This is a genomic window from Kribbella alba, from assembly GCF_039529635.1.
In the GTDB taxonomy this organism is placed as follows: Bacteria; Actinomycetota; Actinomycetes; order Propionibacteriales; family Kribbellaceae; genus Kribbella; species Kribbella alba.
This window is the reverse complement of record NZ_BAAANE010000006.1, coordinates 87,860-111,892: the sequence shown is the minus strand read 5'-3', so window position 1 is coordinate 111,892 and position 24,033 is coordinate 87,860. Positions and strand designations below refer to the sequence as shown.

General features: G+C 68.5%; 22 protein-coding genes. 12 read left to right on the top strand and 10 right to left on the bottom strand.

Features of this window, described 5'->3' with window-relative positions; all coding sequences use genetic code 11:
• Positions 1–92: 92 nt before the first annotated feature.
• Positions 93–1,865 (bottom strand): NAD+ synthase, encoded by a 1,773-nt coding sequence (locus ABD210_RS17480; protein WP_344112632.1) that lies wholly within the window; start codon positions 1,863–1,865, stop codon positions 93–95.
• A gap of 230 nt (positions 1,866–2,095) precedes the next feature.
• On the opposite strand from ABD210_RS17480, the gene ABD210_RS17475 reads away from it, so the two are divergent.
• On the top strand, positions 2,096–2,998 hold the full coding sequence (locus ABD210_RS17475; protein ID WP_344112631.1) for an LLM class flavin-dependent oxidoreductase: 903 nt from the start codon (positions 2,096–2,098) through the stop codon (positions 2,996–2,998).
• A gap of 248 nt (positions 2,999–3,246) precedes the next feature.
• Here ABD210_RS17475 and ABD210_RS17470 read toward each other — a convergent pair whose 3' ends face one another.
• Positions 3,247–3,918 (bottom strand): peptidoglycan recognition protein family protein, encoded by a 672-nt coding sequence (locus tag ABD210_RS17470; protein ID WP_344112629.1) that lies wholly within the window; start codon positions 3,916–3,918, stop codon positions 3,247–3,249.
• A gap of 50 nt (positions 3,919–3,968) precedes the next feature.
• On the opposite strand from ABD210_RS17470, the gene ABD210_RS17465 reads away from it, so the two are divergent.
• Together ABD210_RS17465 and ABD210_RS17460 are read left to right on the top strand one after the other, a co-directional pair.
• Positions 3,969–4,451 carry a hypothetical protein gene (locus ABD210_RS17465; RefSeq protein ID WP_344112628.1) on the top strand — a complete coding sequence of 161 codons (483 nt, stop codon included), beginning with the start codon at positions 3,969–3,971 and terminating at the stop codon, positions 4,449–4,451.
• Positions 4,448–5,383 carry an HTTM domain-containing protein gene (locus ABD210_RS17460; protein WP_344112627.1) on the top strand — a complete coding sequence of 312 codons (936 nt, stop codon included), beginning with the start codon at positions 4,448–4,450 and terminating at the stop codon, positions 5,381–5,383. The genes ABD210_RS17465 and ABD210_RS17460 overlap by 4 nt, the downstream gene beginning before the upstream one ends.
• Here ABD210_RS17460 and ABD210_RS17455 read toward each other — a convergent pair.
• The gene (locus ABD210_RS17455; protein WP_344112626.1) at positions 5,309–5,713 is read right to left on the bottom strand and encodes a hypothetical protein; all 405 of its coding nucleotides are present in this window, start codon (positions 5,711–5,713) and stop codon (positions 5,309–5,311) included. The genes ABD210_RS17460 and ABD210_RS17455 overlap by 75 nt on opposite strands.
• A gap of 255 nt (positions 5,714–5,968) precedes the next feature.
• Between ABD210_RS17455 and glnA the strand changes: the two genes are divergently transcribed.
• Positions 5,969–7,309 carry a type I glutamate--ammonia ligase gene (gene glnA / locus ABD210_RS17450; RefSeq protein WP_344112625.1) on the top strand — a complete coding sequence of 447 codons (1,341 nt, stop codon included), beginning with the start codon at positions 5,969–5,971 and terminating at the stop codon, positions 7,307–7,309.
• Positions 7,310–7,418: 109 nt separating this feature from the next.
• Here glnA and ABD210_RS17445 read toward each other — a convergent pair whose 3' ends face one another.
• Positions 7,419–7,901 carry a hypothetical protein gene (locus ABD210_RS17445; RefSeq protein WP_344112624.1) on the bottom strand — a complete coding sequence of 161 codons (483 nt, stop codon included), beginning with the start codon at positions 7,899–7,901 and terminating at the stop codon, positions 7,419–7,421.
• 150 nt (positions 7,902–8,051) lie between these two features.
• On the opposite strand from ABD210_RS17445, the gene ABD210_RS17440 reads away from it, so the two are divergent.
• Positions 8,052–11,036 carry a bifunctional [glutamine synthetase] adenylyltransferase/[glutamine synthetase]-adenylyl-L-tyrosine phosphorylase gene (locus ABD210_RS17440; protein ID WP_344112623.1) on the top strand — a complete coding sequence of 995 codons (2,985 nt, stop codon included), beginning with the start codon at positions 8,052–8,054 and terminating at the stop codon, positions 11,034–11,036.
• Between the two features lie 220 nt (positions 11,037–11,256).
• Positions 11,257–11,952: a tRNA (guanosine(46)-N7)-methyltransferase TrmB gene (gene trmB, locus ABD210_RS17435; RefSeq protein ID WP_344112622.1), complete on the top strand. Its 696-nt coding sequence runs from the start codon at positions 11,257–11,259 to the stop codon at positions 11,950–11,952.
• 46 nt (positions 11,953–11,998) lie between these two features.
• Here trmB and ABD210_RS17430 read toward each other — a convergent pair whose 3' ends face one another.
• The 5 genes from ABD210_RS17430 to ABD210_RS17410 form a co-directional block, all read right to left on the bottom strand.
• Positions 11,999–14,647 carry a family 78 glycoside hydrolase catalytic domain gene (locus tag ABD210_RS17430; RefSeq protein ID WP_344112621.1) on the bottom strand — a complete coding sequence of 883 codons (2,649 nt, stop codon included), beginning with the start codon at positions 14,645–14,647 and terminating at the stop codon, positions 11,999–12,001.
• Positions 14,648–14,741: 94 nt separating this feature from the next.
• Positions 14,742–15,476, bottom strand: a complete 735-nt coding sequence (locus ABD210_RS17425; RefSeq protein ID WP_344112619.1) for an SDR family NAD(P)-dependent oxidoreductase — start codon at positions 15,474–15,476, stop codon at positions 14,742–14,744.
• A gap of 3 nt (positions 15,477–15,479) precedes the next feature.
• The gene (locus ABD210_RS17420; protein WP_344112618.1) at positions 15,480–16,730 is read right to left on the bottom strand and encodes a class I SAM-dependent methyltransferase; all 1,251 of its coding nucleotides are present in this window, start codon (positions 16,728–16,730) and stop codon (positions 15,480–15,482) included.
• Positions 16,730–17,458, bottom strand: a complete 729-nt coding sequence (locus ABD210_RS17415; RefSeq protein ID WP_344112617.1) for a DUF1365 domain-containing protein — start codon at positions 17,456–17,458, stop codon at positions 16,730–16,732. Before ABD210_RS17415 ends, ABD210_RS17420 begins: the two co-directional genes overlap by 1 nt.
• Entirely contained in the window at positions 17,452–18,717 is a 1,266-nt protein-coding gene (locus ABD210_RS17410; RefSeq protein WP_344112616.1) for an NAD(P)/FAD-dependent oxidoreductase, read from the bottom strand. Before ABD210_RS17410 ends, ABD210_RS17415 begins: the two co-directional genes overlap by 7 nt.
• Before the next feature lie 52 nt (positions 18,718–18,769).
• Between ABD210_RS17410 and ABD210_RS32485 the strand changes: the two genes are divergently transcribed.
• The 5 genes from ABD210_RS32485 to ABD210_RS17390 all read left to right on the top strand — a co-directional run bounded on the left by ABD210_RS32485 (position 18,770) and on the right by ABD210_RS17390 (position 22,374).
• A complete protein-coding gene (locus ABD210_RS32485; protein WP_425552683.1) occupies positions 18,770–18,991 on the top strand; it encodes a putative leader peptide in 222 nt (73 codons plus the stop codon).
• Between the two features lie 76 nt (positions 18,992–19,067).
• Positions 19,068–20,144 carry an ABC transporter substrate-binding protein gene (locus ABD210_RS17405; protein ID WP_344112614.1) on the top strand — a complete coding sequence of 359 codons (1,077 nt, stop codon included), beginning with the start codon at positions 19,068–19,070 and terminating at the stop codon, positions 20,142–20,144.
• A 36-nt stretch (positions 20,145–20,180) separates the two neighbouring features.
• Positions 20,181–20,984, top strand: a complete 804-nt coding sequence (locus ABD210_RS17400) for an ABC transporter ATP-binding protein (RefSeq protein WP_344112613.1) — start codon at positions 20,181–20,183, stop codon at positions 20,982–20,984.
• Entirely contained in the window at positions 20,971–21,876 is a 906-nt protein-coding gene (locus ABD210_RS17395; protein WP_344112612.1) for an ABC transporter permease, read from the top strand. Before ABD210_RS17400 ends, ABD210_RS17395 begins: the two co-directional genes overlap by 14 nt.
• Positions 21,877–21,897: 21 nt before the next feature.
• The gene (locus tag ABD210_RS17390) at positions 21,898–22,374 is read left to right on the top strand and encodes a PLD nuclease N-terminal domain-containing protein (RefSeq protein WP_344112610.1); all 477 of its coding nucleotides are present in this window, start codon (positions 21,898–21,900) and stop codon (positions 22,372–22,374) included.
• Between the two features lie 228 nt (positions 22,375–22,602).
• On the opposite strand, the gene ABD210_RS17385 is transcribed toward ABD210_RS17390, so the two are convergent.
• Positions 22,603–22,896 (bottom strand): WhiB family transcriptional regulator, encoded by a 294-nt coding sequence (locus tag ABD210_RS17385; protein ID WP_012920258.1) that lies wholly within the window; start codon positions 22,894–22,896, stop codon positions 22,603–22,605.
• Positions 22,897–23,058: 162 nt separating this feature from the next.
• Here ABD210_RS17385 and ABD210_RS17380 point away from each other — a divergent pair, with 162 nt between their 5' ends.
• The gene (locus ABD210_RS17380; RefSeq protein WP_344112609.1) at positions 23,059–24,030 is read left to right on the top strand and encodes a MerR family transcriptional regulator; all 972 of its coding nucleotides are present in this window, start codon (positions 23,059–23,061) and stop codon (positions 24,028–24,030) included.
• Positions 24,031–24,033: the final 3 nt, after the last annotated feature.

The following is a 24,033-nucleotide window of genomic DNA, read 5'->3' as shown; positions in this document are numbered from 1 at the left end:
CCGTTCGGGCAGGTCGAAGTCCTCCCGCGCGTCCGGATCCTCGGACGGGAAGAAGGGGCTGTCGTTGAACGGGCGGTTGCGCCACGAGCCGCTCAGGTCGGGTTCACCTTCTTCGCGTCCTCACGCCATGCGTTCGTGATCGGCAGCCGCCGGTCCCGCCCGAAGGCCTTGTGCGTGATCTTCGGACCCGGCGGATACTGCCGCCGCTTGTACTCCGCCTTGTCGACCAGCTGGATCACCTTGCTGACGAGGTCGGGGTCGAACCCGGCCGCGACCAGCTCGGCGGAGCCGCGGTCCTGCTCGACATAGTCGTCGAGGATGTCGTCCAGCAGGTCGTACGGCGGCAGCGAGTCGCTGTCGACCTGACCCGGCCGCAGTTCGGCGGACGGCGGCTTCGCGATCGAGTTCTCCGGGATCGGCGGCTGCTGCCCGCGCGCCTGCGCGTCCTCGTTGCGCCACTTCGCCAGCCGCCAGACCACCGTCTTCGGCACGTCCTTGAGCGGCGCGAACCCGCCGACCGCGTCGCCGTAGATGGTGGAGTAGCCGACGGACAGCTCCGACTTGTTGCCACAGGCAAGGACCAGGTGGCCGTCCGCGTTCGACAGGCCCATCCAGACCACCGCGCGGACCCGGGCCTGCAGATTCTCCTCGGCCAGTCCGGTCAACCCGAGTGTGTCGAGGAACGGCTGCACCATCGGCTGGATCGGCACCACCCGGTAGTTCAGCCCGGTGCGAGCGGCCAGTTCCGCCGCGTCGTCCTTCGAGTGGTCGCTGGAGTACACGCTCGGGTTGGAGATGCCGAACACGTGCTCGGCACCGACCGCGTCGCAGGCGATCGCGGCGACCAGCGACGAGTCGATCCCGCCCGACAGCCCGAGCAGGACGGACTTGAACCCGTTCTTCCGCACGTAGTCGCGCAGCCCGGTCACGATCGCGCCGTACATCTCGGCCTCGTCGGACAACCGGGGCGCCACCGCCACATCGATCGGCTCGTACGCCGGCAGCGGGTCCTCGTGCAGCACGGTGTGCACGATCCGGATCCCCTCGTACTCGCCGGACGGCGTACCGGTCGCGGCCGGCAGGTCGAGGTCGACCACCATGCTGCCCTGCTCGAACTGCGGCGCCCGCGCGAAGACCCTGCCCTCGGCGTCGGCGATCAGCGAGTCGCCGTCGAAGACGAGCTCGTCCTGCCCACCGATCAGGTTCACGTAGGCCAGCGAACAACCGGCCTCGCGGGCCCGCCGGCTGACCAGTTCACCGCGGACGTCGTCCTTGTTGGCCTCGTACGGCGAACTGTTCACGACCAGCAGGAGTCCCGCACCGGCGGCCCGCGTGACGGCCACCGGACCGCCGTCCTGCCAGAGGTCCTCACAGATCACCAGCGCGACGTCGACGCCGTGGATCCGGATCACCTGCAGGGTGTCGCCGGGGACGAAGTGCCGGAACTCGTCGAAGACGCCGTAGTTCGGCAGGTGGTGCTTCACCGCGCTGGTGACGACCTCACCTCGGTGGATCACCGCCGCGGAGTTCGTCGGCGAGCCCTTCGGCCGACCCAGCCGGTCCACGCCCATCGCCGTACCGGTCGCGCGATCGAGATACCCGCAGACGACCACGATCTCGCCCAGACCCTCGTCCGCCAGCCGGGTCGCGAGCTTGTGCAGCTTGGCCTGCGACGCATCCACGAAGGACCGGCGCAGTGCCAGGTCCTCGACCGGATAACCGGTCAGCGCGAGCTCCGGAAAGGCGACGACATGGGCGCCACGCTCGACCGCGTTCCGGGTCCAGGAAACGATCTTCTCGGTGTTCCCGTCGATGTCACCGACCGTCACATCGAGCTGAGCGAGAGCAAGCCGTAGCTGAGGCACGGGAGCACCTTACTGGTCAGTCGCACCACATTCGATCCGGTCGGCGCATCTTCACGATTTCGTGCGCGCAGCGGTCTCGTCGAAGGCATCGCGGTGGGTGCGGACCTGGGTCGCGTTGTCGCAGCTCTTTGTCAGGTCGTCGGGATCCGGATTCTGGTGCATTGCCATGCCACTTGCTTACACCCATGTGCCTTTTGTAAGGCTCTTGGACGCTGTGCATAGTGGGTTGTGTGAACCCCGTTGAGTTCGGCGTCTTCATCTCGCCGCAGTACCAGGACCTTCCGCGCCTGCAGGAGCATGTGCTCACCGCGGAGACAGTCGGCTTCGACTATGTGTCCATCCAGGATCACCCCTACTCGGCTCAGTTCCTGGACATTTTCGCGCTGATCGGAACCATGATCGGGCGGACCAGTCGGGTGCGGTTCGTGCCCAACGTGGCGAACCTGCCGCTGCGGCCACCGGCCATGCTGGCCAAGACCAGCGCAACTCTGGACCTCCTGTCCGGCGGCCGGTTGGAGCTCGGACTTGGTGGCGGCAGGCTCTGGCCACAGATCGCCGGACTCGGCGGTCCCCGGCGCACCCCTGGCGAGGTGGTCGAGTCGGTCGACGAGGCCATCACCGTCATCCGCGCGATGTGGACGCCCGGGCAGATCGCGAACTTCCAGGGCCGCCAGTACTCGCTGACCGCCGCACAGACCGGGCCCGCGCCGGCCCACGACATCGGTATCTGGCTGGGCGCGGTCGGACCCCGGATGCTGAATCTCATCGGCCGCAAGGCGGACGGATGGGTCGCGCCCCTGGCCAGCGACTACGACACCAAGCCGGCGGGCCAGGATCGCATCGACGCAGCCGCACTCGCGGCCGGTCGCAAGCCCACCGACATCCGCCGCATCATCCAACTGGTCGGTGCTGTCATCGATCACGTGCAGACCCCCGAACGGCCCCGCAGCGGTCCGGGCGGCCAGCCGATCCGCACCACGCCGGACGGCTGGGCGAAGATCATCGCCGAGTTCGTCCACGAGGAGCGCTTCGACGCGGTCAACTTCGTGCCCGAGGACGAGAGCGTCGAACAACTGACCCGCTTCGCCACCGAGGTCATCCCCGCCGCCCGCGCCGCCATCGCGGCGTCCTAGAAGTCTTACAGCCGGAGTTTGTGATGTTGCGGGGACGGGCCCGGACTGCGCAGCGGTCAAGAAGCGGCGACCTTGAACACCAAACAGGGACCGCGGACACGAAATAACGTGTTCAAGGTCCCGACTACCTGTCCCAGGTCCCCACTCTTGGTCAGAGCTCGCAACCTGGCTCCCACCATCGGCCTCGGCGAACTGATGCGCCGCGCGGACTACCGCGGCCCCCTCGAGAGCCTGATCCGCAGGTTCACCTATCCCATCGCGGCGGCTACTCGGTCGCGGAGTTCGGGGAGTCGGGCGTAGAAGACGTCGCCGGGGCACTGAGTGGTGTTGTAGTCGCGGTGTCCGACGATCGCCACGTGCGGATCCAGCCCGTAGGTGTTGCAGAGCCAGGCGCAGGTCAGGACGGAGGTGTCGAACAATGCGGTAGGCACGTTCGCCGTGACGTAGATGCCCTCGTGCTCGATGCCGATGGTGTGGCTGTTGTGGTTGGCGGTCTGTGCGCCCAGCACGTTCTGCCGGTTCGCGATGGACGACAAGGACTTGGAGCGGCCTTCCATCAGGTAGCCGCCGCGGCTGATCGTCAACTGCTGGCCGGCGTCGATCCAGCCGTTGGTGTCCATGTGCAGGTCCTGGATCCAATGCGACACCTTGTAGGCGGCGGCCAAGGAATAGTCCGTGACGTTCTGGCTCGCGGTGTGGTGGATGACGATGTGGTCCGGGGCGCCGATCACCTGGGTGGCCGAGCGCGGCGGCCGGGCTGACCATTCCGCGCGGGTGTAGGCACGTGGGGCGGGTGCGGCCTGGGCGGGACCGGTGGGCAAGGTGATGCCCCCGATCAACAGGCCGCCGGCGGCCGCGCCGCGGAAGAGATTGCGGCGGGACAGGGCATGGTTTGGTTGCTCAGTTTCGGGGGCGGTCATGTATTGGTAAATTCCCTACCGCGATCGGTATGAAACCACGCTGGTGTGTAATGGCGGGCGTGACGAGTCGCGGGGGCCGGACCGGGGACGTTCGGCTGGGCAGGGTTGGCAAGGGCGTCAGGGTGCTGGTTGCCCTGGTGGGGATCGGACTGTTGATCAACGGGTCGGTTCGTGCGACCGATGACCTGTGGCCGTTCGGGCCGATGTCGCAGTACGCGATGACCGTGCCGGACGACGCCTCGATCACCTACACACGGATCACCGCGCAGACCGACGCCGGCACCTCGGTCGACGTACCGCTGAACATCGAAGGTGCGGGCGTCGCCCGTGCTGAGATCGAGGCGCGGATCGGGGAGATCGTCGACGATCCGGCCAAGCTGCAGGCGGTCGCGGACGGCTGGGCGAAGAAGCACCCGGACAAGCCGCAGTACCTGAAGCTCGAGCTGATCCGCGACACCACGACGCTGGTCAAAGGCCGGGTCGAGGGTCCGCCGACGTCCGAGGTACTGGCGACCTGGCAGGTCCGCCGATGAGCCGCGCGCAGGGCCTCGCCGTTCGGGCTGCCGGCTGGTTCACTCCGACGATCGCGCTGGCCCGGATCGCCTGGCTGCGGACGATCCTCTACCTGTTCGTCATCCTCGACATGCACGCGTTCGTGCGCGACACCCGCCTGAAGGGCGAGCACCCCGGGCTGTACCAACCGCTGTTCCTCGCCCGCCTCTTCGACCTGCCGAAGCCGTCGGTGGCGAACACGACAGCCTTGTACTTCGTACTGATCGTCGCCTGTCTGGTGGCTGCCTCCAACAGGTTGCCGCGGATCGCCGGTTGGGTGGTCGCTCCGGCGTTCACCTGGTGGGTGTTGATCGGGATGAGTGACGGCAAGGTGGACCACGACCACCTTGCTCTCGTCGTCGCGCTCTGGGTCCTTCCGACGGTCGCGCCCAACAAGGCCCGCGTGGGCTCGCCGTACGCGGACCAGACGAAGTCGGAGGCGGCCGGCTGGGCGATCCGGTGTATCCAGATCGCGGTGGTGTCCACCTATTTCCTGTCGGCGATCGCCAAGCTCCGCAGCGCCGGGTGGGCGCTGACCTGGCCCGGCAGCGCGATCCTGACCTGGGCCATCGTGCGTCGGCCGCATCCGGTCGGGGAGTGGTTGCTGCAGCATCCGTGGATGCTGCACGTCATGCAGTGGGTAGGGATCATCGGTGAGTTCCTGTCGCCGGTGGTCCTGTGGCTCAAGGGCCGGTGGCAGTTGCTCGGGGCACTGTTCTTCCTCGGGTTCCACGTGGCCAATACGGCGATCTTGTTGATCCACTTCCTGCCGACGGTGGTCTGCTGGCTGGCATTCGCGCCGATGGAGCGGATCGTGCCGTGGTTCCAGCGGAGTAGGTCAGCTCGCGAATCCGGCCAGGCCGAAGACGAGGCCGAAGATCGCGGGCAGGCCAAGGAGCAGGCCGGCGCGTAGCCGGAAGCGGCGACCGCCCGGACCCGGCGTACGGACCACGCGGGACAGGACCGCCCCGGCGTACCCGAAGACGAGGGCGGCGAGCAGGATCTGCGTGGTCGGCAGGCGAGAGTCCTCGTGCGTCAGGCCGAGCGTGACCAGGCCGGGGCAGCAGAAGGCGAACATCCCGAACCCGAGTTCGGGGACCGGCAACCAGCGGCGGCCGAGCACGTCGAGCTCGGCGGGACGACGGGACTGGACCGAACGGACGAACCGGGCGGTGCTGATCAGCAGATCGCTGACGCAGAGCACGGCGGCGACGATCAGGGCGGCCCGGAAGATCGTCTGCACGGCTGAACGCTAAGGCCTCCGGGTCGCGGTTGGGTGACGATCCGGGCATGTCTGGGTCACGAGGCCGAGCCTTCGAGTGAACATCAGGCATCAGTTCGGGGTACAGACGCAGGGCCGGAGACACGCTTCCGCGGTACGCCGGGGCAGCGTGCGGCTGGGCCCGGCGAACACGTAACGTCTGCTTAACAGATCCGGGGCACACTGTGTGAGGCCGCGGAACCACATGTTCGAACCGAGGGAGAGGTGGACTCGCCGATGGACAAGCAGCAGGAGTTCGTGCTGCGCGCGCTCGAGGAGCGCGACGTACGGTTCGTCCGGCTCTGGTTCACCGATGTGCTCGGGTTCCTCAAGTCGGTGGCGGTGGCGCCGGCCGAGTTGGAGGGCGCCTTCGCGGAGGGCATCGGGTTCGACGGTTCCGCGATCGAGGGATTCGCCCGGGTCACCGAGGCGGACATGCTGGCCAAGCCGGACCCGTCGACGTTCCAGATCCTGCCCTGGCGGGGCGAGACGATGGGCACCGCGCGGATGTTCTGCGACATCAACATGCCCGACGGTTCCGCGTCGTTCGCCGACCCGCGGCACGTGCTGAAGCGGACGCTGTCCAAGGCGGCCGACCTCGGCTTCACCTTCTACACCCACCCCGAGATCGAGTTCTACCTGTTCAAGTCGCTCACCGGCGCGCCGGGCACGTACCCGGAGCCGGTCGACTCGTCCGGGTATTTCGACCACACCCCGCAGGGCATCGGCAACGACTTCCGCCGCGAGGCGATCACGATGCTCGAGTCGATGGGCATCTCGGTGGAGTTCAGCCACCACGAGGGCGGCCCGGGGCAGCAGGAGATCGACCTGCGCTATGCCGACGCGCTCAGCACGGCCGACAACATCATGACGTTCCGCGTCGTGGTGAAGGAGGTCGCGCTCAGCCAGGGCATCAGCGCGTCGTTCATGCCGAAGCCGCTGAGCGACCAGCCGGGCTCGGGCATGCACACCCACATGTCGCTGTTCGAGGGCGACCGGAACGCGTTCTTCGAGGGCGGCGCGCAGTACCAACTGTCCAAGACCGGCCGCGCCTTCATCGCCGGGCTGTTGCACCACGCGTCCGAGATCACCGCGGTGACGAACCAGTGGGTGAACTCCTACAAGCGGCTCGCGGTCGGCGACGAGGCACCCTCGTTCATCTCGTGGGGTCACAACAACCGCTCGGCCCTGGTCCGCGTGCCGATGTACAAGCCGCACAAGGGGCAGTCGAGCCGGGTGGAGTTCCGCTCGCTGGACTCCGCGGCGAACCCGTACCTCGCCTTCGCGCTGATGCTCGCCGCCGGGCTGAAGGGCATCGAGGAGGGGTACGAGCTGCCCCGCGAGGTCGAGGACGACGTCTGGTCGCTGACCGACCGGGAGCGCCGCGCGCTGGGGATCAAGCCGCTGCCGAGCAGCCTGGCCGAGGCGATCTCCGCGATGGAGGACAGCGAACTGGTCGCCGAGACGCTCGGCGAGCACGTCTTCGACTTCTTCCTGCGGAACAAGCGCACCGAGTGGCAGGACTACCGTCGGCAGGTCACCCCGTTCGAGCTGAACAAGCTGCTGCCGGTCCTGTAACGCGCTGCTTCCTCCCGCCCGCCCGCCCGCGCCTGCCCGCTCGCTTGCTTGCGTCCGAAGAACGTGAGGTCAGGACCCCGGGTTCTTCGGACGCAGCGGGCGGGAAGAGTCAGCTGGCGTCGGCGTGGTCGGGGGTGGACCAGCGGGAGGCGGCGGTGGAGTGCCGGTACGGCGTCTCGGGCTCGGCCGGCGGGCGGAGTGTGGTGAGGCCGGTGATGTCCAGGTCCGGGACGGGCTCCACCACGGGAGTTCCGTCGGGTGCGAGCGCGTACACCTCCTCGACCGTGAACAGCGCGACCGGCCGGACTCCTTCGGTGACCACCACGATGCACCCGGGCACGACCTGCTGGGCGCGGTTGCCCTTGCCCGGCACCAGGATCCCCTCGGCCGGCGAACGCCAGGCGCCCGGCGCGAACCGGCGCAGCGCGACCCCGGCCTGCCCGTCGTCCGCCGTTCTGGGCGGGAGGTAGGCGGTTGCTGTGTAGTCGTAGTCGTAGTCCGGCTCAGGCGGCCCGGACACTCGCCCACCCTGCTGCGGTGTCAACCAGACCACCGTGCCCCGGATAGAAAGCGACCCCGTCATCATGACCATAGCCAGCCATCATGCCCATTACGGACCGAATCCGCCAGACAACTCCGAGTGTTGACCGCAATCTCCCCGAGACCCCGCCGAGCCGCTACCGAGATGCGGACGCCCCGGTGTCCGCCGCGCCGGCACCGACCGGGTGGGTAGCCTTCGGGGGTGGCCGAGGTGCGGAGGAGTTCGGGTGAGGGGCGGCTGGCCCGGATCGGTTTCGCCGATTCGCGGCGGGCGGGCCGGATGCTCGATCAGCTGGATGCGCTGGATCCCCGCAGTCCGATGGCGACCGATCAGCTGATCACCTCGCTGTCGGAGTCGCCCGATCCCGACCTCGCGCTGCAGGGCCTGCTCGGCACGGCCGAGGCGCTGCACCACAACGGGTACGACCTCGCGGCGTTCGCGCGCACGCTCGAGGTGGACCCGGACTTCCGGCGTCGGCTGACGAGCGTGCTGGGTGCGAGCGAGGCGCTCGGGCGGCATCTGACTGTGCACCCGCGGCATTGGTACGACCTGGCCGATCCCGCGCTGGCCAGATCCCGGCCGACGCATGACGACGTCGTCGCACTGCTCGCCACGGCCGTGGATGCGCCGAACCCGGTGGACGCGCTGCGGGTGGAATACCGGCGGCTGCTGCTGCGGTTGGCGGCGCGGGATCTCGCTGAGGGATTACTCGTCGACGAGGTGGCCGTAGTACTGGCTGATCTTGCTGGGGGAGCCCTGGAGACGGCGTTGCAGATTGCGCGCAACCAGTACTTCGAGGCGCATCCGGGCGCGGCCGACTGCCGCATCGCGGTGATTGCCATGGGCAAGTGTGGTGGGCGGGAGCTCAACTACGTCAGCGATGTGGACGTGCTCTTCGTCGCTGAACCGCTGGCGGGCGAGCCCGAGGCGCCTGCGCTGAAAACCGCCACCCAGTTGGCATCCGCCGCGATGCGGATCTGCTCGGCGCACACCGCCGAAGGGACGCTCTGGCCTGTCGATGCCGCCTTGCGACCCGAGGGGAAGTCAGGCCCGCTGGTCCGGACCATCGACAGCCATCTCGCGTACTACGGTCGGTGGGCCAAGACGTGGGAGTTCCAGGCATTGCTCAAGGCCCGGCCGGTCGCGGGGGATGTCGAGCTCGGCCGGCGTTATGCCGAGAAGATGGGCCGGCTCGTCTGGTCGGCGGCGGACCGTGAGGGGTTCGTCGACGATGTCCAGGCGATGCGCCGGCGGGTGGTCGACCACATCCCCGCCGCCGACATCGATCGGCAGTTGAAGCTCGGGCCGGGCGGTCTGCGGGACGTGGAGTTCGCGGTCCAGCTCCTGCAGCTGGTTCACGGCCGCAGCGACGAGTCGGTGCGCAGTGGGACCACCTTGGTCGCGCTCGAGCAGTTGACCGCCTCAGGCTATGTCGGGCGGACCGACGGGGCGGTGCTCGCGGATGCGTACCGGTTCCTGCGGTCGATGGAGCATCGGATCCAGCTGTACCGGCTGCGGCGTACGCATCAGGTCCCCGAGGACGACGACGATCTGCGCAGGCTGGGCCGGTCGCTGGGGTTCACCAAGAACCCGATCGACGATCTCACCGCGGCCTGGAAGAAGCACGGCCTCGAAGTACGGCGGCTGCACGAGAAGCTCTTCTACCGACCGCTGCTGGCCGCGGTGGCGCGGATTCCGGGCCAGGAGGTGCGGTTGACGCCCGAGGCCGCCAAGCAACGGCTGACGGCTCTGGGGTACGACGACCCGGCCTCGGCGCTGCGGCACATCGAGGCGCTGTCCGAAGGAGTGTCGAGGCGTTCCTCGATCCAGCGGGCGTTGCTGCCGGCCATGCTCGGGTGGTTCGCCGAGTCGCCTGATCCTGACGCGGGACTGCTCGCGTTCCGCACGATCTCGGACGCGCTCGGCGCGACGCCTTGGTACCTGCGGCAGTTGCGCGATGAAGGTGCCTCCGCCGAGCGGCTCGCGCACCTGCTCGCGAGCGGGCGGTACGCCGTGGACCTCCTGCAGCGTGCTCCCGAGGCGACGGCGATGTTGGCCGACGAGCGTGAGTTGACTCCGCGGGCGGCCGATTCACTGCTGGCCGAGATGTCCGCGGCCGCGCGACGGCAGGATCAGCCCGAGGCCGCGGTGGCGGCGATCCGTGCGGTGCGCCGGCGGGAGCTGTTCCGCGTCGCGGCGGCGGATCTGTCCGAACTGGTCGACGTCGAGCAGGTCGGTGAGGCGCTGACCACGATCTCCGTCGCCACCCTGACCGCTTCGCTCGCGGTGGCCCGACGGACCGTGGCGAAGGGCGAGCCGGAGCCCACCAAAATGGCCGTCGTCGCGATGGGGCGGTTCGGTGGGCACGAGCTGAGCTATGGCAGCGACGCGGACGTGATGTTCGTGCACGACCCGCTGCCGGGTGCGTCCGAGAAGGAGGCGACGGATTTCGCGACGCAAGTGGCGAGCGAAGTCCGGCGGCTGCTGGCACTGCCGGGTGCTGATCCGGCGCTCGTCGTCGACGCGGATCTCCGGCCGGAGGGGCGCCAGGGGCCGCTGGTGCGAACGCTCGCTTCCTATGCCTCGTACTACGCGCGCTGGTCGGCCGTGTGGGAGGCGCAGGCGTTGCTGCGGGCGGATCCGCTCTGCGGAGATCCCGAGCTGTGCGAGGCCTTCCGGGAGTTGATCGATCCGTTGCGATACCCGGCAGACGGGATCCGGGAGCGTGACGTGATGGAGATCCGCCGGATCAAGGCGCGGGTTGACGCCGAGCGGTTGCCGCGCGGTGCAGACCCCGCGACCCACACCAAGCTGGGGCGCGGTGGGCTGGCGGACATCGAGTGGACCGTGCAGCTGCTGCAGCTGCGCGAGGCTCATCGGGTGCCGGGCCTGCGGACGACCCGCACGCTGGGCGCGCTGCGTGCAGCCGTCGAGGCAGGGCTGGTCGAGCCACGCGATGCGGAGGTCCTGGAGCGCGCGTGGAAGACGGCGACGCGCATCCGCAACGCGATCATGCTCGTCCGGGGCCGGCCCAGCGATTCGCTGCCCCGCGATCCCGGCGACCTGGCCGCGGTCGCCCAGATCTGCGGCTACCCACCGGGCGAGACCTCCCGCTTCTCCGACGACTACCGTCGCCAGACCCGCCGCGCCCGCAACGTGGTCGACCGCCTCTTCTGGGGCGACTGACCACCCCTCACCCGGGGCCTTCCGTCCCGACTGCCGCCCACCTGCAGCTTCGCAACCGGTACGTCGGCTGCGGGGCTGGAGTCGGCTGGCGGGTTCTTCGGCCGGTGGCGTCAAGTTTTGGCGCCAGCGGTCCTATATCCCGCTGTCGGGTACTCGGGCACGGGCTGGTCGGGGGCTGGGGTAGCTCGGCGGCAGCGGGGGGTTTGGGTAGGTTGGGTGGGTGGAGACGGTGGATGAGGTCCGGCAGGCGGGGGTGTTCAGCCACGTCCGGCGGAGTGTGCGGATGACGGTTGGGCAGCAGCGCGTCTGGCGGACCAACTGGACTGAACTGGGCCAGCGGCTGGAGGACCTGGCGGGTCCGGTCGACCTCGCCGCTTGGTTCGGGCGGAAAGCCCCGACCGTGCTGGAGATCGGGTCGGGGATGGGCCATGCCACGGCGCAGCTGGCTGCGGCGAGTCCCGAGGTCAATCACCTGGCGGCCGAGGTCTACCCGGCCGGCCTCGGCCAGTTGATGTTGTGGGTGGAGAAGCACGAGCTCGAGAACGTGCGGCTGCTGCACGGCGATGCGCTGGACTTCCTGCGGGACCACCTGGCGCCCGGGTCGCTAGACGGCGTACGGATCTATTTCCCGGATCCGTGGCCGAAGAAGCGGCATCACAAGCGGCGGTTGATCACGGCGCCGTTCGTCGCGCTGGTCGCGTCCCGGCTGGCACCGGGCGGAACGTTGCACCTGGCAACGGACTGGGCGAACTATGCGGACCGGATGCTGCAGATCTGCGAGGCGGAACCGACCTTGCGCAACCAGTACGACGGTTGGGCGCCGCGGCCTGATTGGCGTCCGACCACGAAGTTCGAGGCACGCGCCCATGCTGAGGGGCGGGTCTGCCGGGATCTGCTGTTCACCAGGCTCGCCTAATTCGGCCCGGCTGGACCGGCGATCCGGTCCAGGCCGACGGCCGGCTTCAGGAACCCCGGCTCGTGAAGTGCCAGTGACCGGATCCGACCGTGTAGATCGTGTAGCCGTCCTGCTGGACCGGTTCCCCGGCGTACGGCGCCGGCACGGCCGCAACCTCGGTGACAGCTGACGAAGGAACGTGGATCGAGGCGGTCGATCCGACGGGCACCTGCACGTCGAGCTCGAAGACCCGGCCGACGCGACGCCAGGAGACGGCAACGCGGCCGCGGACCGTGTCGGTTCGCAACGAGGCGGAGTCCACGTCGTCCCGGGCGTCGGGTCGCACCAGGATGCGCTCCCAGCCGTTGGCGACGTTGCGGAGTCCCGCGACATTCTCGAGCAACCACTGCGCGACGGTTCCCTGGAAGTAGTGGTTGCGCGACCGTGTGTCGTCCTCCCACATCTCCCACATCGTGTCGGCGCCCTGGTCGAACCAGTAACCCCAGCTCGGATAAGTCCGCTGCAGCGCGATCTTGGCCGCTACGTCGCCATGCCCGTGCGCGGTGAGAACAGGAAGCAGTACGCCGACCCCGAGGCATCCCGTGTTGAGGTGGAACCCGCGGGCCTCGACGTCCGCGACCAGGTTCGCCACGACCCGGGGGACCAGGTCCTCCGGGACCAGGCCGAACGCCAGTGGCAGAGCGTTCGAGGTCTGCCGGTAGTCGGGGTCCTTGTCCGTCCGGTAGAGCCCGGCTTCCCGGTCGAGGAAGGCTCGGTTCAGCCCGTCCGCCAGTTCGGCCGCGGACTTCCGCAGGCGATCCGCGTCGGCTGCCCGGCCGAGGAGTTCGCCGATCTCAGCTGTGGCGATCACCGCGCGGTACAAGTACGCCGTACCGGTCAGACGGCGGTCTTCGGGCGGTGGGCCGGCAGGGTAGCCCGGGGGGATCCAGTCGCCGAGAACGCTGAGCGACAGGCCGTCGACGACTCGCGCGAGTTCCCAATCGATGTAGCGGCGGACGGAGTCCCAGTGCTCCGCGAGCAGCCGTTCATCGCCATAGCTCCGGTGCATCTCGTGCAGCAGGAACGGGTAGACCGTGGACCACTCGGTGGCGGGGGAGAGCTCGGTGAGGCCCCAGCCGCTGCTCGGCACGATCACCGGCAACTGACCGTCCGCCTGCTGGCTGTCGCGGAGATCGCCGAGCCATTTCGTGAAGAACCGGGCGAGATCCAGCATCCCGGTCATCGTCTGAGCACCGACCTGCGCGTCGCCGGTCCAGCCGTTCTTCTCGAACTCCGGCGTGTCCGTCGGGATGCCGTGCAGGTTGTTCAGCACGGTTCTCCGCATCGCCTGCTCGATCTGCTCGTACAGACCTTGGCTCGCCGAGAACCGGCTGACCTCTGTGACGTCGGAATGAACGACGCACAGCGTCAGCTCGGGTTGAACAGCGCCTCCCACTTGCACATAGCGAAACCCCTTGTAGGAAAAGCGCGGCTCCCACTCCTCGACGCCGTTGCCAGCAGCAACGTATTCGTTGAGCTGGAAGCGGTCGCCCTCGACGTGTCGGTTGACCGCGGCAACCATGCCGTCGCCCGTCAGCGTCTCGCCGTGCAGCAGGCTGATCTTCGTCCCAGCTGGGGCACTCACCTTCAGCCTGGTCCACCCAGCCGTGGTTTGGCCGAAGTCGGCGACCCAGACACCTTCGCGCGGCGAGGTGACCTCGACCGGAGCGACCTCTTCGACCACGCGAATCGGTTCGTGCTCCTGTGCTCGAACACGACCTCGGGGAGCCGGCATGACGGTCGCCGGCGACCAGAGGGAGTCGTCGAAACCAGGAGCGTCCCACCCGGGTAGAGCAAGCCGGGCATCGTAGGTCTCACCGGCATAGAGCGAGTCCGAGACGGTCGGACCTGACGTCACCTGCCAGGTCTCATCAGAGTGGACCTCGGTGGTGGTTCCGTCCGTACGCGTGATCACCAGGCGTGCCAGCAGTCGGGGCTCGCCGGTCCAGGGCGCCTGGTGCCAGCGCCACACGTTCGGGGTCTTCATTCCGAAGAATCCGCGACCCAGCTCGGCGCCCAGGAGGTTGTCGCCGGTTTGCAGCAGGTCCGTCACGTCGTGGGTCACATAGAGGACGGTGTCGTCGTAGTCCGTGAACCCTGGGTCCAGCACGGCATCACCGACCCGCTGCCCGTTCAGCCGCAGTTCGGCATACGCGAGCCCACTGACATACAGCCGGGCTTGCTCGACCGATCCATCGACGACGAACGCCCGCCTGAGCAGAGGAGCCGCCTCGGTCTCGTGGTTGCCGCCGATCCACTGCGCAGCGCCGAATCCCTCGTCCAGCAACCCCGTCTCGAACCACCCGGGGTCGCTCCACGGTCCCACTCGTCCCAGCCCGTCCCACAGGCGAACGGCCCAGTGATACCTGGTACGCGGGGCTAACTCAGGCCCGTCGTACTCAACCCGAAAGGCGTCCGACGACTCCTGCCCCGAGTCCCACACGTCACCCGTGCCGGCCGCGAGCAGTTCGGCGGAGGACGCCACCAGCACCTGGTACGCCGACTGGGTGGCTCCATGCCCGGCGGCAGTCGCGATCCACGCGAGCCGGGGCCGACGGATATCCGTGCCCAACGGGTTCTCGGCGTACTCGACTGTCAGCCGGTCTACCACCAGCGGCCCACCGCGGGTCCAGTCGTCCGCTACGCCTTCGACCATTGGGCAGAGCTCCTCAGCAGACGACGCCAGTATCCCGCAGGACCGTACGTACCCACCAACCAGCAGGCAAGCTTCCTGTCCACATCCGGCCAGCTCAGGATCGAGGGGTGAGGGCGAGAGCCCAGAGGCGGTCGGGGACGAGGGTTGCGGCCTTCATCAGGAGCGCCATCTGCCAGGGAAACACGATCCGCGCGGACCGCTTCTCGATCCCGTTCGCGATCGAGCGCGCCGCCTCCTCGGCCGACACGATGAACGGCATCGGGAAGGAGTTCTCCGACGTCATCTCGGTCTCCACGAAGCCAGGACAGACGGTCAGTACGTCGACGCCGTTCGGGCGCAGGCGGGCTCGCAGGGATTCCAGCAGGTTGAGCTGCGCCGCCTTGGTGGCGCCGTAAGCCTCAGCGCCGGGCAGACCGCGATACCCGGCGACCGAGGCGATCCCGACGATCATCCCCGCGCGGCGGGCGCGCAGGAACGGGATCACCGCGCCGAGGCAGTTGGCGAACCCACCCAGGTTCACCTCGACATGCCGGTGGAACGACTCGACATCGAAGTCGTCCATCTGCTTCCAGTAACCGGCGCTCAGTACCGCGATGTCGAGCCCGCCGAGTTCCTCGACCACCTGCGCCAGCGCGTCCGGCACCCGCGCGGCGTCAGTGACATCAAGCGGGACCACCGCCATCCGATCGCCCGCCACCGCGCGGAGGTCGTCGGCTCGCCGGGCGGAGATGGCCACGGCCGCACCTCGCTCGACGAGCTCGGTCGCGAGTGCCGCGCCGATGCCCGAGGAGGCACCGATGATCCAGACCCTGCGTCCGGCGAGATCCATGACTCACCTCCTGATGAGGGCCAGTTGCGAGACACCGAGGTAGCCGGCCCTGAAGCCGGCCTCGGAGTAGGCCAGGTAGAACTCCCACATCCGCCGGAAGGTCGCGTCGAAACCAAGGTTCGCCACCACCGGGGCCTGGGAGGTGAACCGCTCGCGCCACAATCTCAGCGTGCGTGCGTAGTCCGGCCCCAGATCTCGCTGTCCTACGACTGTGAGCCCGCCCGCGGTCGCGGCGGTCTGCTCGATCGCGGTCAAGGAGGGGATCAGCCCGCCGGGAAAGATGTACTTGTGCACCCAGCTCTGGGCGTGCCGGGTCGCCAGCATCCGGTCGTGCGACATGGTGATCGACTGCAGGCCGAACCTGCCGCCCGGCGCGAGCACGCGGTCCACCGTCGCGAAGTACGTCGGCCAGTACCGCTCGCCGACGGCTTCGATCATCTCGACGCTGACGACCGCGTCGTACTGACCCTCGACGTCGCGGTAGTCGCGCAGCTCCACGGTGGCGTTCACGCCCGCCTCGGCGATGCGCCGGCGGGCAAGGTCGCGTTGCTCGGTGGACAAGGTGATCGACGTGACCTCGGCGCCGCGCTGTGCGGCTTGGATCGCCAGTTGTCCCCAGCCGGTGCCGATCTCCAGCACTCGCGATCCTTCGCGGACCCCCGCTAAGTCGAGCACTCCGTCGATCTTGCGGACCTGCGCCGCACCCAGCTCGTGGAACCCGGCAGCCACCTGGTCGTATCCGTCGGCAGCTGGGGAGAACCAGGCCGAGGAGTAGGTCAGGGTCGGGTCGAGGAAGGTCGCGAATAGCTCATTCGACAGGTCGTAGTGCCGGGCGATGTTCGCACGGGCACCGATCCGGTCGTTCTCGTCGGCGAGGCGCGGCTCGACCAACTTGCGGAACCGCTGCGCTACCGGCGGCACCAACTCGGTCAGCCTGCTCGCGAACGTAGTCAGCAGATCGGCCAGGTCCGTACCGCGTCCGGCCCGCCAGTCGCCGGCCATGTACGCCTCGCCGAATCCGATCTTGAGGTCGGCGCCGATCCGGTGGAAGAACGCGTCCGACACGATCTCCATCACCGGTGCGCCCGCCCCACCCGAGCCGAGCCGGGTGCCGTCCGGTAGCAGCACGACCACCGGCAGGTCCCGAACCGCGCGGTGCAGGATCAGGCGAGCCGCCTCGGCCCGCAGCGGACTGTTCGGCGTACGGGCGACTCCTGGCCAGCGGTCGGTGTCGATCAGTTGCAGCGTGCTCATCAGACTCCCTCCGGAGGAACGTGACGCCTTCGCGGGATCATCGGGAGGCGGCGCAGCCAGAGCCACACACCATGGATTCGGATCAGCGCCCACACCTGATAGGTCGCAGCTGGCGTGCGCAGCGCCACACCCAGCACCGCGAGGGCCCGCGCTGGACGTGGCCGTCCGGAGAACGCGGCGGAGAACACGCGCTGATCGCCCTGCGTCAGGTCGATAGCGACGGACACCCGCTCGGGATCGAGCCGCAGCGTCACGTCGTACCGCCCGTCGACCGAGAAGAACGGCGAGACGTAGAAGTCCTTGCCGACCGAGAACCGCCCGTCCCCATCAGGCCGCGCCAGCTGCGCATGCCGCTCGCCGTACGTGTTGTGAATCTCCAGTACTACGCAACGCACGTCCCCGGCCGAGGTGAGACACCAGAACACGCTGAGGGGATCGAAGACGTAGCCCAGGCCGCGCGCGTTCGCCAGCATCACGACCCGATCGTCGGGCGCGAGCGGAATCCCTTGTGCAGCAGCGAAAGCCGCGACATTCTCCCGCAGGGAGCGGTCGGCCGAGCCCAGGTGATCGGAGGGGGAGAAGGAGGCGAGTGCGCCGAACCGCGGAAGTTCATCCACGTCCACGAGCCACTGGTAGGTGCGGTGGCCGAACCGGTGGCGCACTGGCATCCGCCGCGCATGGGTGACCCGGCCTGGCACCAACGCCGGCAGCACAGGCAACATCACCATGCGCCGCCGAGCCTGGCCGCGGCCTCGACTCCTGAGCGGCAGCCGTCTTCGTGGAATCCCCAGCCGAGGTGTGCGCCCGCGAAAGCGAGCCGCACCCCGCCGGCAGCTCGAAGCGCGGGAGCCGCCGCGACCGACTCGGGAGTGAACACCGGATGCGTGTAGGTCATCCGCTTCACCGCGGTCGCCGGATCCACCCAACCATCCGGGTTCAATGTCACCAGGTGCTCATCCGCGGACTGCAAGCTCTGGAGGCGGTTCATCCAGTAGCTGACCAGAACCTGCGGCTCGTCCTGCTGACAACCACGCATGCGGTAGTTCCAAGAGGCCCGGGCACGATCGGACGCAGGCAGCACGGATGTATCCGAGTGCAACCACGTCGGGTTCACGGAGTACCGGAACTCGCCGAGCAACGACTTCTCCTCGGGAGTCGCGTCGCCCAGCAGGTCGAGCGCGGTATCGGCATGGGTCGCCACGACGACACGGTCGAACTCGGTCGGATGATGGTCGGCCGTGATCACCTCAACCGCGTCGTCATGACGCAACACGGCGCGAACAGGCGTCGAGGTCCGCACCGTGTCGATCCGGTCGACGACGGCATCGACGTAGGTCCGCGAACCTCCCGTGACGGTCCGCCAGCGCGGTGCTCCGCCGACCGACAACATCCCGTGGTGCTCGAGGAACCGGAACAGATAACGCGCGGGATAGCGGGCGGCATCCACCGACCCGGACGACCAGACGCAGGACACCAGCGGTACTGCGAAGTGCCACACGAAGTACGGCGAGAACTTCCGCCGTTTGAGGAAGTCACCCCAGGTCAGAAGATCGTCGCCGGCCGCGAGCACCGCCCGAGCCTCGCGGTGGAACCGCGGCACCTCGGCGAGCATCCGCAGGAACCGGCGATCCACCGTGCGGCGCGACTGGCTGAAGAGCGCGCCCGGCCCGCGGCCACCGGCGTACTCGAGTCCGCAGCCGTCGCAGTGCACGCTCATGCTCATCTCGGTCGGCTGGGTCCTGATCCCGAGCTCGGCGAACAACCTCAGCAAGTTCGGGTAGGTGCGCTCGTTGTGCACGATGAAGCCGGTGTCGATCCGCAGCGGCGTACCGGCCGAATCCGTCACGTCGTGGGTGTGGGCATGGCCGCCGGGCCGGTCGTCCGCCTCGAAGAGGGTGACGGCATGCGTCCGGCTCAGTACGTAGGCCGCGGTCAGACCGGAGATTCCGGAGCCGAGAACCGCGGCGGTCGGGCGATGGCCAGTCATAGCCGAAGCCTTCCAGGTGCATAAGTTTCGAACAATTTCTCTGCACTGCCGGATGGACTTCGGAGCCGGCGGCCGTCCTGATCGGTCCCGCCGGAAAGGGCTTACTTGTCTCAGATCGCGATTTCCCGTCTCATATCCCGAAACAAAGCCCCGTCGCTGTACTTTCTTTGCTTTCATGGTCGGCATGCAGCTCAACGTCGCCCCCACCGTCGGCGCCTTCACGCGTCGTCGTCACGTTGACCTGCTCCGCGTCGCGTCCGCGGCTTGTTGTTGACCCCTGGTGCCCCCTAGCCCGCTCTGATCACGCCAGCCCGCGACCGACCGGTCGCCCGCACCTGAAGGTCATTTTTGTGAGGATCACGAACTTCCGTCCGACCCGTGTCCTGGCCGTGTCGGCCGCCGTCGTTTCCCTCGTCGCAGCCGTTGCCGGCTGCTCGCGAGCCGAGACGAACGCGTCGCCCGCTGCTTCGACCGACAAGGGCCCGGCCACCGAACTGCGGCTGGGCTACTTCCCGAACGTCACTCACGCGGCCGCGCTCGTCGGCCTCGGCGAGGGCCTGTTCACCAAGGAACTGGGCACCACCAAGCTGGTGCCGACCAAGTTCAACGCCGGTCCGGAAGCTGTCGGGGCACTGCTCGGCGGCTCCTTGGACGCGACCTTCATCGGTTCCGGTCCAGCCATCAATGCCTACGCCAAGTCCAACGGCGAGGCGGTCCGGCTGATCGCGGGTGCGACTTCGGGCGGTGCTCAGCTGGTGGTCAAGCCGACCATCACCAAGCCGGAGGACCTGGTCGGCAAGACCGTGGTGACGCCGCAGCTCGGCAACACCCAGGACGTCTCGCTGAAGAAGTGGCTGGCCGAGAAGAACCTGACCGGCAAGGTGAAGATCACCAACCTGGAGAACGCCCAGACGCTGGACTCGTTCAAGAAGGGTGATGTGGACGCCGCCTGGCTGCCCGAGCCCTGGTCCTCGCGGCTGGTCCTCGACGCCGGCGCGAAGGTGCTGCTGGACGAGGCCTCGATCTGGCCGGACGGCAAGTTCCCGACCACCGTGCTGATCGTGCGGACGCAGTTCCTGCAGGAGCACCCGGCGACGGTCAAGGCGCTGCTCACCGGTCTGGTCGCATCGATCGACGCCAGCGCCAAGGACGCGACCGCGACCAAGAAGGTCGTGAACGACCAACTGCTGAAGCTGACCGGCAAGGCGCTGAAGCCGGCCGTGATCGACCGGGCCTTCGCGAACATCACCATCACCGCCGACCCGATCGCCGCGCAGTTCCCGCAGCTCGCCAAGGACCAGGTCACCGCCGGGATCGCGAAGCAAGCGCCGAGCGTCTCCGGATTCGCCGACCTCGGACCACTGAACGAGGTACTGACCAAGGCGGGCAAGCCCACGGTCGATGCCGCCGGGCTGGACAAGAAGTAGCAGCACCGTGATCCGGATTTACTCAGGAGGCAGACGATGACCGCGACGCTCGAGGCCAGTCAGGCAGTCGTTCCCGGGCTGAAGCCGGTCCGGTTCCACCAGGTCGGCAAGGCCTTCGGCCAGGGCCGGAAGGCTGTGGTCGCGCTCGACCAGGTCGACCTGGAAGTAGGCGCCGGCGAGTTCGCGTGCCTACTGGGTGCCTCGGGCTGCGGCAAGACCACGTTGCTCAACCTGGTCGCCGGGCTGGACCAGCCCACCAGCGGTCGGATCGAGCTGAACTCGTCAAGGCCCGCGGTCGTGTTCCAAGAGGCCGCGCTGATGCCGTGGTTGACCGCTGCCGGCAACGTCGAGTTGCCGCTGCGGATGGCAGGGGTGTCGAAGGCCGCGCGTCGCGCGAAGGCGGCGGAGCTGCTCGAGTTGGTGCGGCTGGCCGGGCTCGGTGACAAGCGGCCGCACGAACTGTCCGGCGGGATGCGGCAACGCGTGGCTCTGGCCCGGGCGCTCGCGTCGACCACGGACAACACCGGCTCGGGCTCCGGCAAGCCGTCACTGCTGCTGATGGACGAGCCGTTCTCCGCGCTGGACGCGATCACCCGGGACGTGCTGCAGGGTGAGCTGCTGCGGATCTGGCGTGCTACCGGTACGGCGATCCTGTTCGTGACACATGACGTGCGCGAGGCCGTCCGGCTGGGGCAGCGCGTAGTACTGCTGTCCTCCCGGCCGGGTCGCGTTGTGCAGGAGTGGGACGTCGACGGCTTGTCCGGGGCGGGGGAGACCGGTGCTGTGGACGAGATCAACGCAGCTCTCCGGACGGTGATCAGCAGTCATGCCGCAGCCTGACACCACCGAGTTGCAGGACCGCGTCTCGACCGACTCGTACGCCGGGTCGGTGGAGGCCGGGCTGGATGCGCTGGACACACCGGTCAACTCGAACGACGGCGGCCTGCTGCGGCGGATCGTCAGCCGGGTGTTGCCGCCTGTCGGCGCGATCGTGCTGTTCGTGGTGATCTGGCAGCTCCTCTGGGCGGCCGCGTTCTGGCCCGAGTTCAAGCTGCCCGCGCCGGTCGACGTCTGGTCGCAGATCTGGCAGCTGGTGACGACCGGGAAGATCGTCGAGCTGTTCTGGGTGTCGGTGCACCGCGCAGTGATCGGATTCGCGATCTCGTTGCTGATCGCGCTCCCGCTCGGCCTCGCCATCGCCAACATCACCGTGGTGCGCCGCGGTGTCGGACCACTGGTGTCGGGCCTGCAGAGCCTGCCGTCGGTGGCCTGGGTGCCGGCCGCGATCCTGTGGTTCGGCCTGAACGACCGGGCGATCTACTGGGTCGTCCTGCTGGGTGCCGTGCCGTCGATCGCCAACGGGCTCGTGTCCGGTCTCGACCAGGTGCCGCCGATCCTGCCGCGGGTGGGCAAAGCGCTCGGTGCCGGGCGGTGGGGCGGGATCAGGTACATCCTTCTACCCGCGGCCCTGCCCGGGTTCCTGGGCGGGCTAAAGCAAGGCTGGGCGTTCTCCTGGCGGTCGCTGATGGCGGCCGAGCTGATCGCGACCTCGCCGGATCTGGGTGAGGGACTAGGTCAGTACCTGCACAACGGCATGTCCCTGTCCGACATCTCGATGGTCTTCGCCGGGGTCTTGCTGATCTTCGTCGTCGGCGTCGGGATCGAGTTGCTGGTGTTCCGTCCGCTGGAGAACTCCGTGCTCCGCGCACGTGGTCTCACCCGCGCCACGTGACAAGCCCCGTACTGTTGGAGCGTGGTCCGATTTCTGCCGTTCCTGATCAGCCTGGCGCTCAGCGTCTACGCGCTCTTCTCCTGCATCCAGACCCGCGATGAGGATGTTCCCTACCTGCCGAAGCTGGTCTGGGTAGTCCTGATCGTGTTCGTGCCCTTCGTGGGGCCGATCGTCTGGCTGCTGATGGCGCGTAACACTGGTGGAGCGCGCCGCGACCGACCGGTGCGGCCCGCCACGACGCCGGGACGACCTGTAGCACCCGATGACGATCCGGACTTCCTCGCGTCCCTGGAGCGCTTCCGCGACCCCCGTACTACGGTCCGGCCGCCGACCCCGGGCGATCGGTCCAAGGGCAAGCCGGCTCCGAAGGACACTCCGGACGCCTCGAGCCCGGCTGACAAGGCACAGACCGAGGACGAGAAGGCCCGTGAGGCGAAGAAGAAGCCCCGCGACACCGAGTCCGGTGCGCCGACCGAGTCGGACGACGGCAAACCCTGAGCACACTTGCCGGCGCTGGCCGCTGGCGGCTGAGCGCCGGGCGTGCCTGGTCCTGGTCCTAGGTCGTGGTCCTGGTGCGAAGCCCCGGGGCAAAGGCGCAGTGCTGGGGGGACTCGCGGGTCTGCTTGCGATCAACCTCCGGCGGGTGAGGCCGCTGGGGTTGGGTCCGGGCCCGGCCGTTGAGTGGCCGGACCCGGATGGGCCGGGTGGTTCACTTCCCGGCGGCCGTCAGGCGGACTTCCTGTGTTCGGCGAGTACGACGTTGTCCCGCTCGGATTCCGTGGTGCCACCCCAGACGCCGTACGGCTCTCCCACCGAGAGAGCGTGCTGACGGCATTCGGGCTGGACCGGGCAGGTACCGCAGAGCGACTTGGCCACCATCTCGCGAGCGCGTTTGCGAACGCCACGCTCCGATTCGGGGGAGAAGAACAGCTCCGGGTTGACGTCGCGGCAAGCGGCCTGCGACTGCCAGTCCCACAGATCCATGAGCGGGCGGGGTAGGCGAGGCATCCCTCTCGACATGGCAACCTCCTTGACTCACCGTGAGCGCGGACGGGCGCTCGGTGAAAACTATGCTCAACTCATGCGTAGTTCAACCCTTGTTGTCTCGAACTTCGGTCGAGTTGTTATCGGCTCGTGGCGTTTTCCGCCGTCCGGAGGCCCGGAGCGGGCATCATGAAAGCCGTGGCGCCCGACACTGAAACCCTCACCGTGGGGGCCGCCGCGCGTCGTCTGGGGATCGCCGCGCCTACTCTCCGCAGCTGGGAACGTCGGTACGGATTGAGCCCGAGCGCACGCTCAACGGGTGGTCACCGCCGCTACAGCCTGGAGGATCTGGCCCGGCTGGGGGCGATGCTGCGAATGGTGAACCAGGGTGTCCCGACGGCCGAGGCAGCGTCGGTCGTTCGTGACCGGTTGTATCCCGACCCGTCACCGACTGTGACATCCGCCACTTCTATTGCCGAGGGCACCCGCGGGCGCGGCCACCTGGTCCCGAGGAGGGCCGGCCGATCGGCCGGCGGACGGTCGCGAACCGGCGGGCCCGGCAAGCTCGCGGACCTCTTCGAGCTCGCGAACGCGATGGACGGCGAACGGCTGACCCACGAGATCGCCCGCAGCCTCGACCGGTCGGGCGCGGTCGAGGCGTGGACGAGCCGGTTGGTGCCGCTTCTCGTCGGGGTCGGCGACCAGTGGGAGCGGACCGGTGCCTGCGTCGAGGTCGAGCATCTGGCATCCGACGCGGTCGCGGGCGGGCTTCGCTATCACACCCGCCGCGCGGTCGAGCGGTTCAAGCCGGACGAGACGGAGCGGCCCGTAGTACTGGCGTGTCTCGAGCGGGAGGATCACGCGCTTCCACTGCTGGCGGTGGCCGCTGCGCTGGCCGAGCGCGCCGTGCGGGTGCGGACCCTGGGTGCCGCGACTCCGGTGAGCTCGCTGTCGACTGCCGTACGGCGGATCCGGCCCGCCGCGGTGTTCATCTGGTCGAGTGCGCCGGGAACTGCCGATCTTGACGCGCTGCGGACCTTGGCGCGGACCCGGCCGTCGTACTCGCTGGTGGTCGGTGGGCCCGGTTGGCAGGCGCCGGGCAAACCCGACGCCTGGGTCAGCTCCCTCGCCGACGCCGTGGACACCTTGGTGCGAGCTGTGCGGACCTGAGTC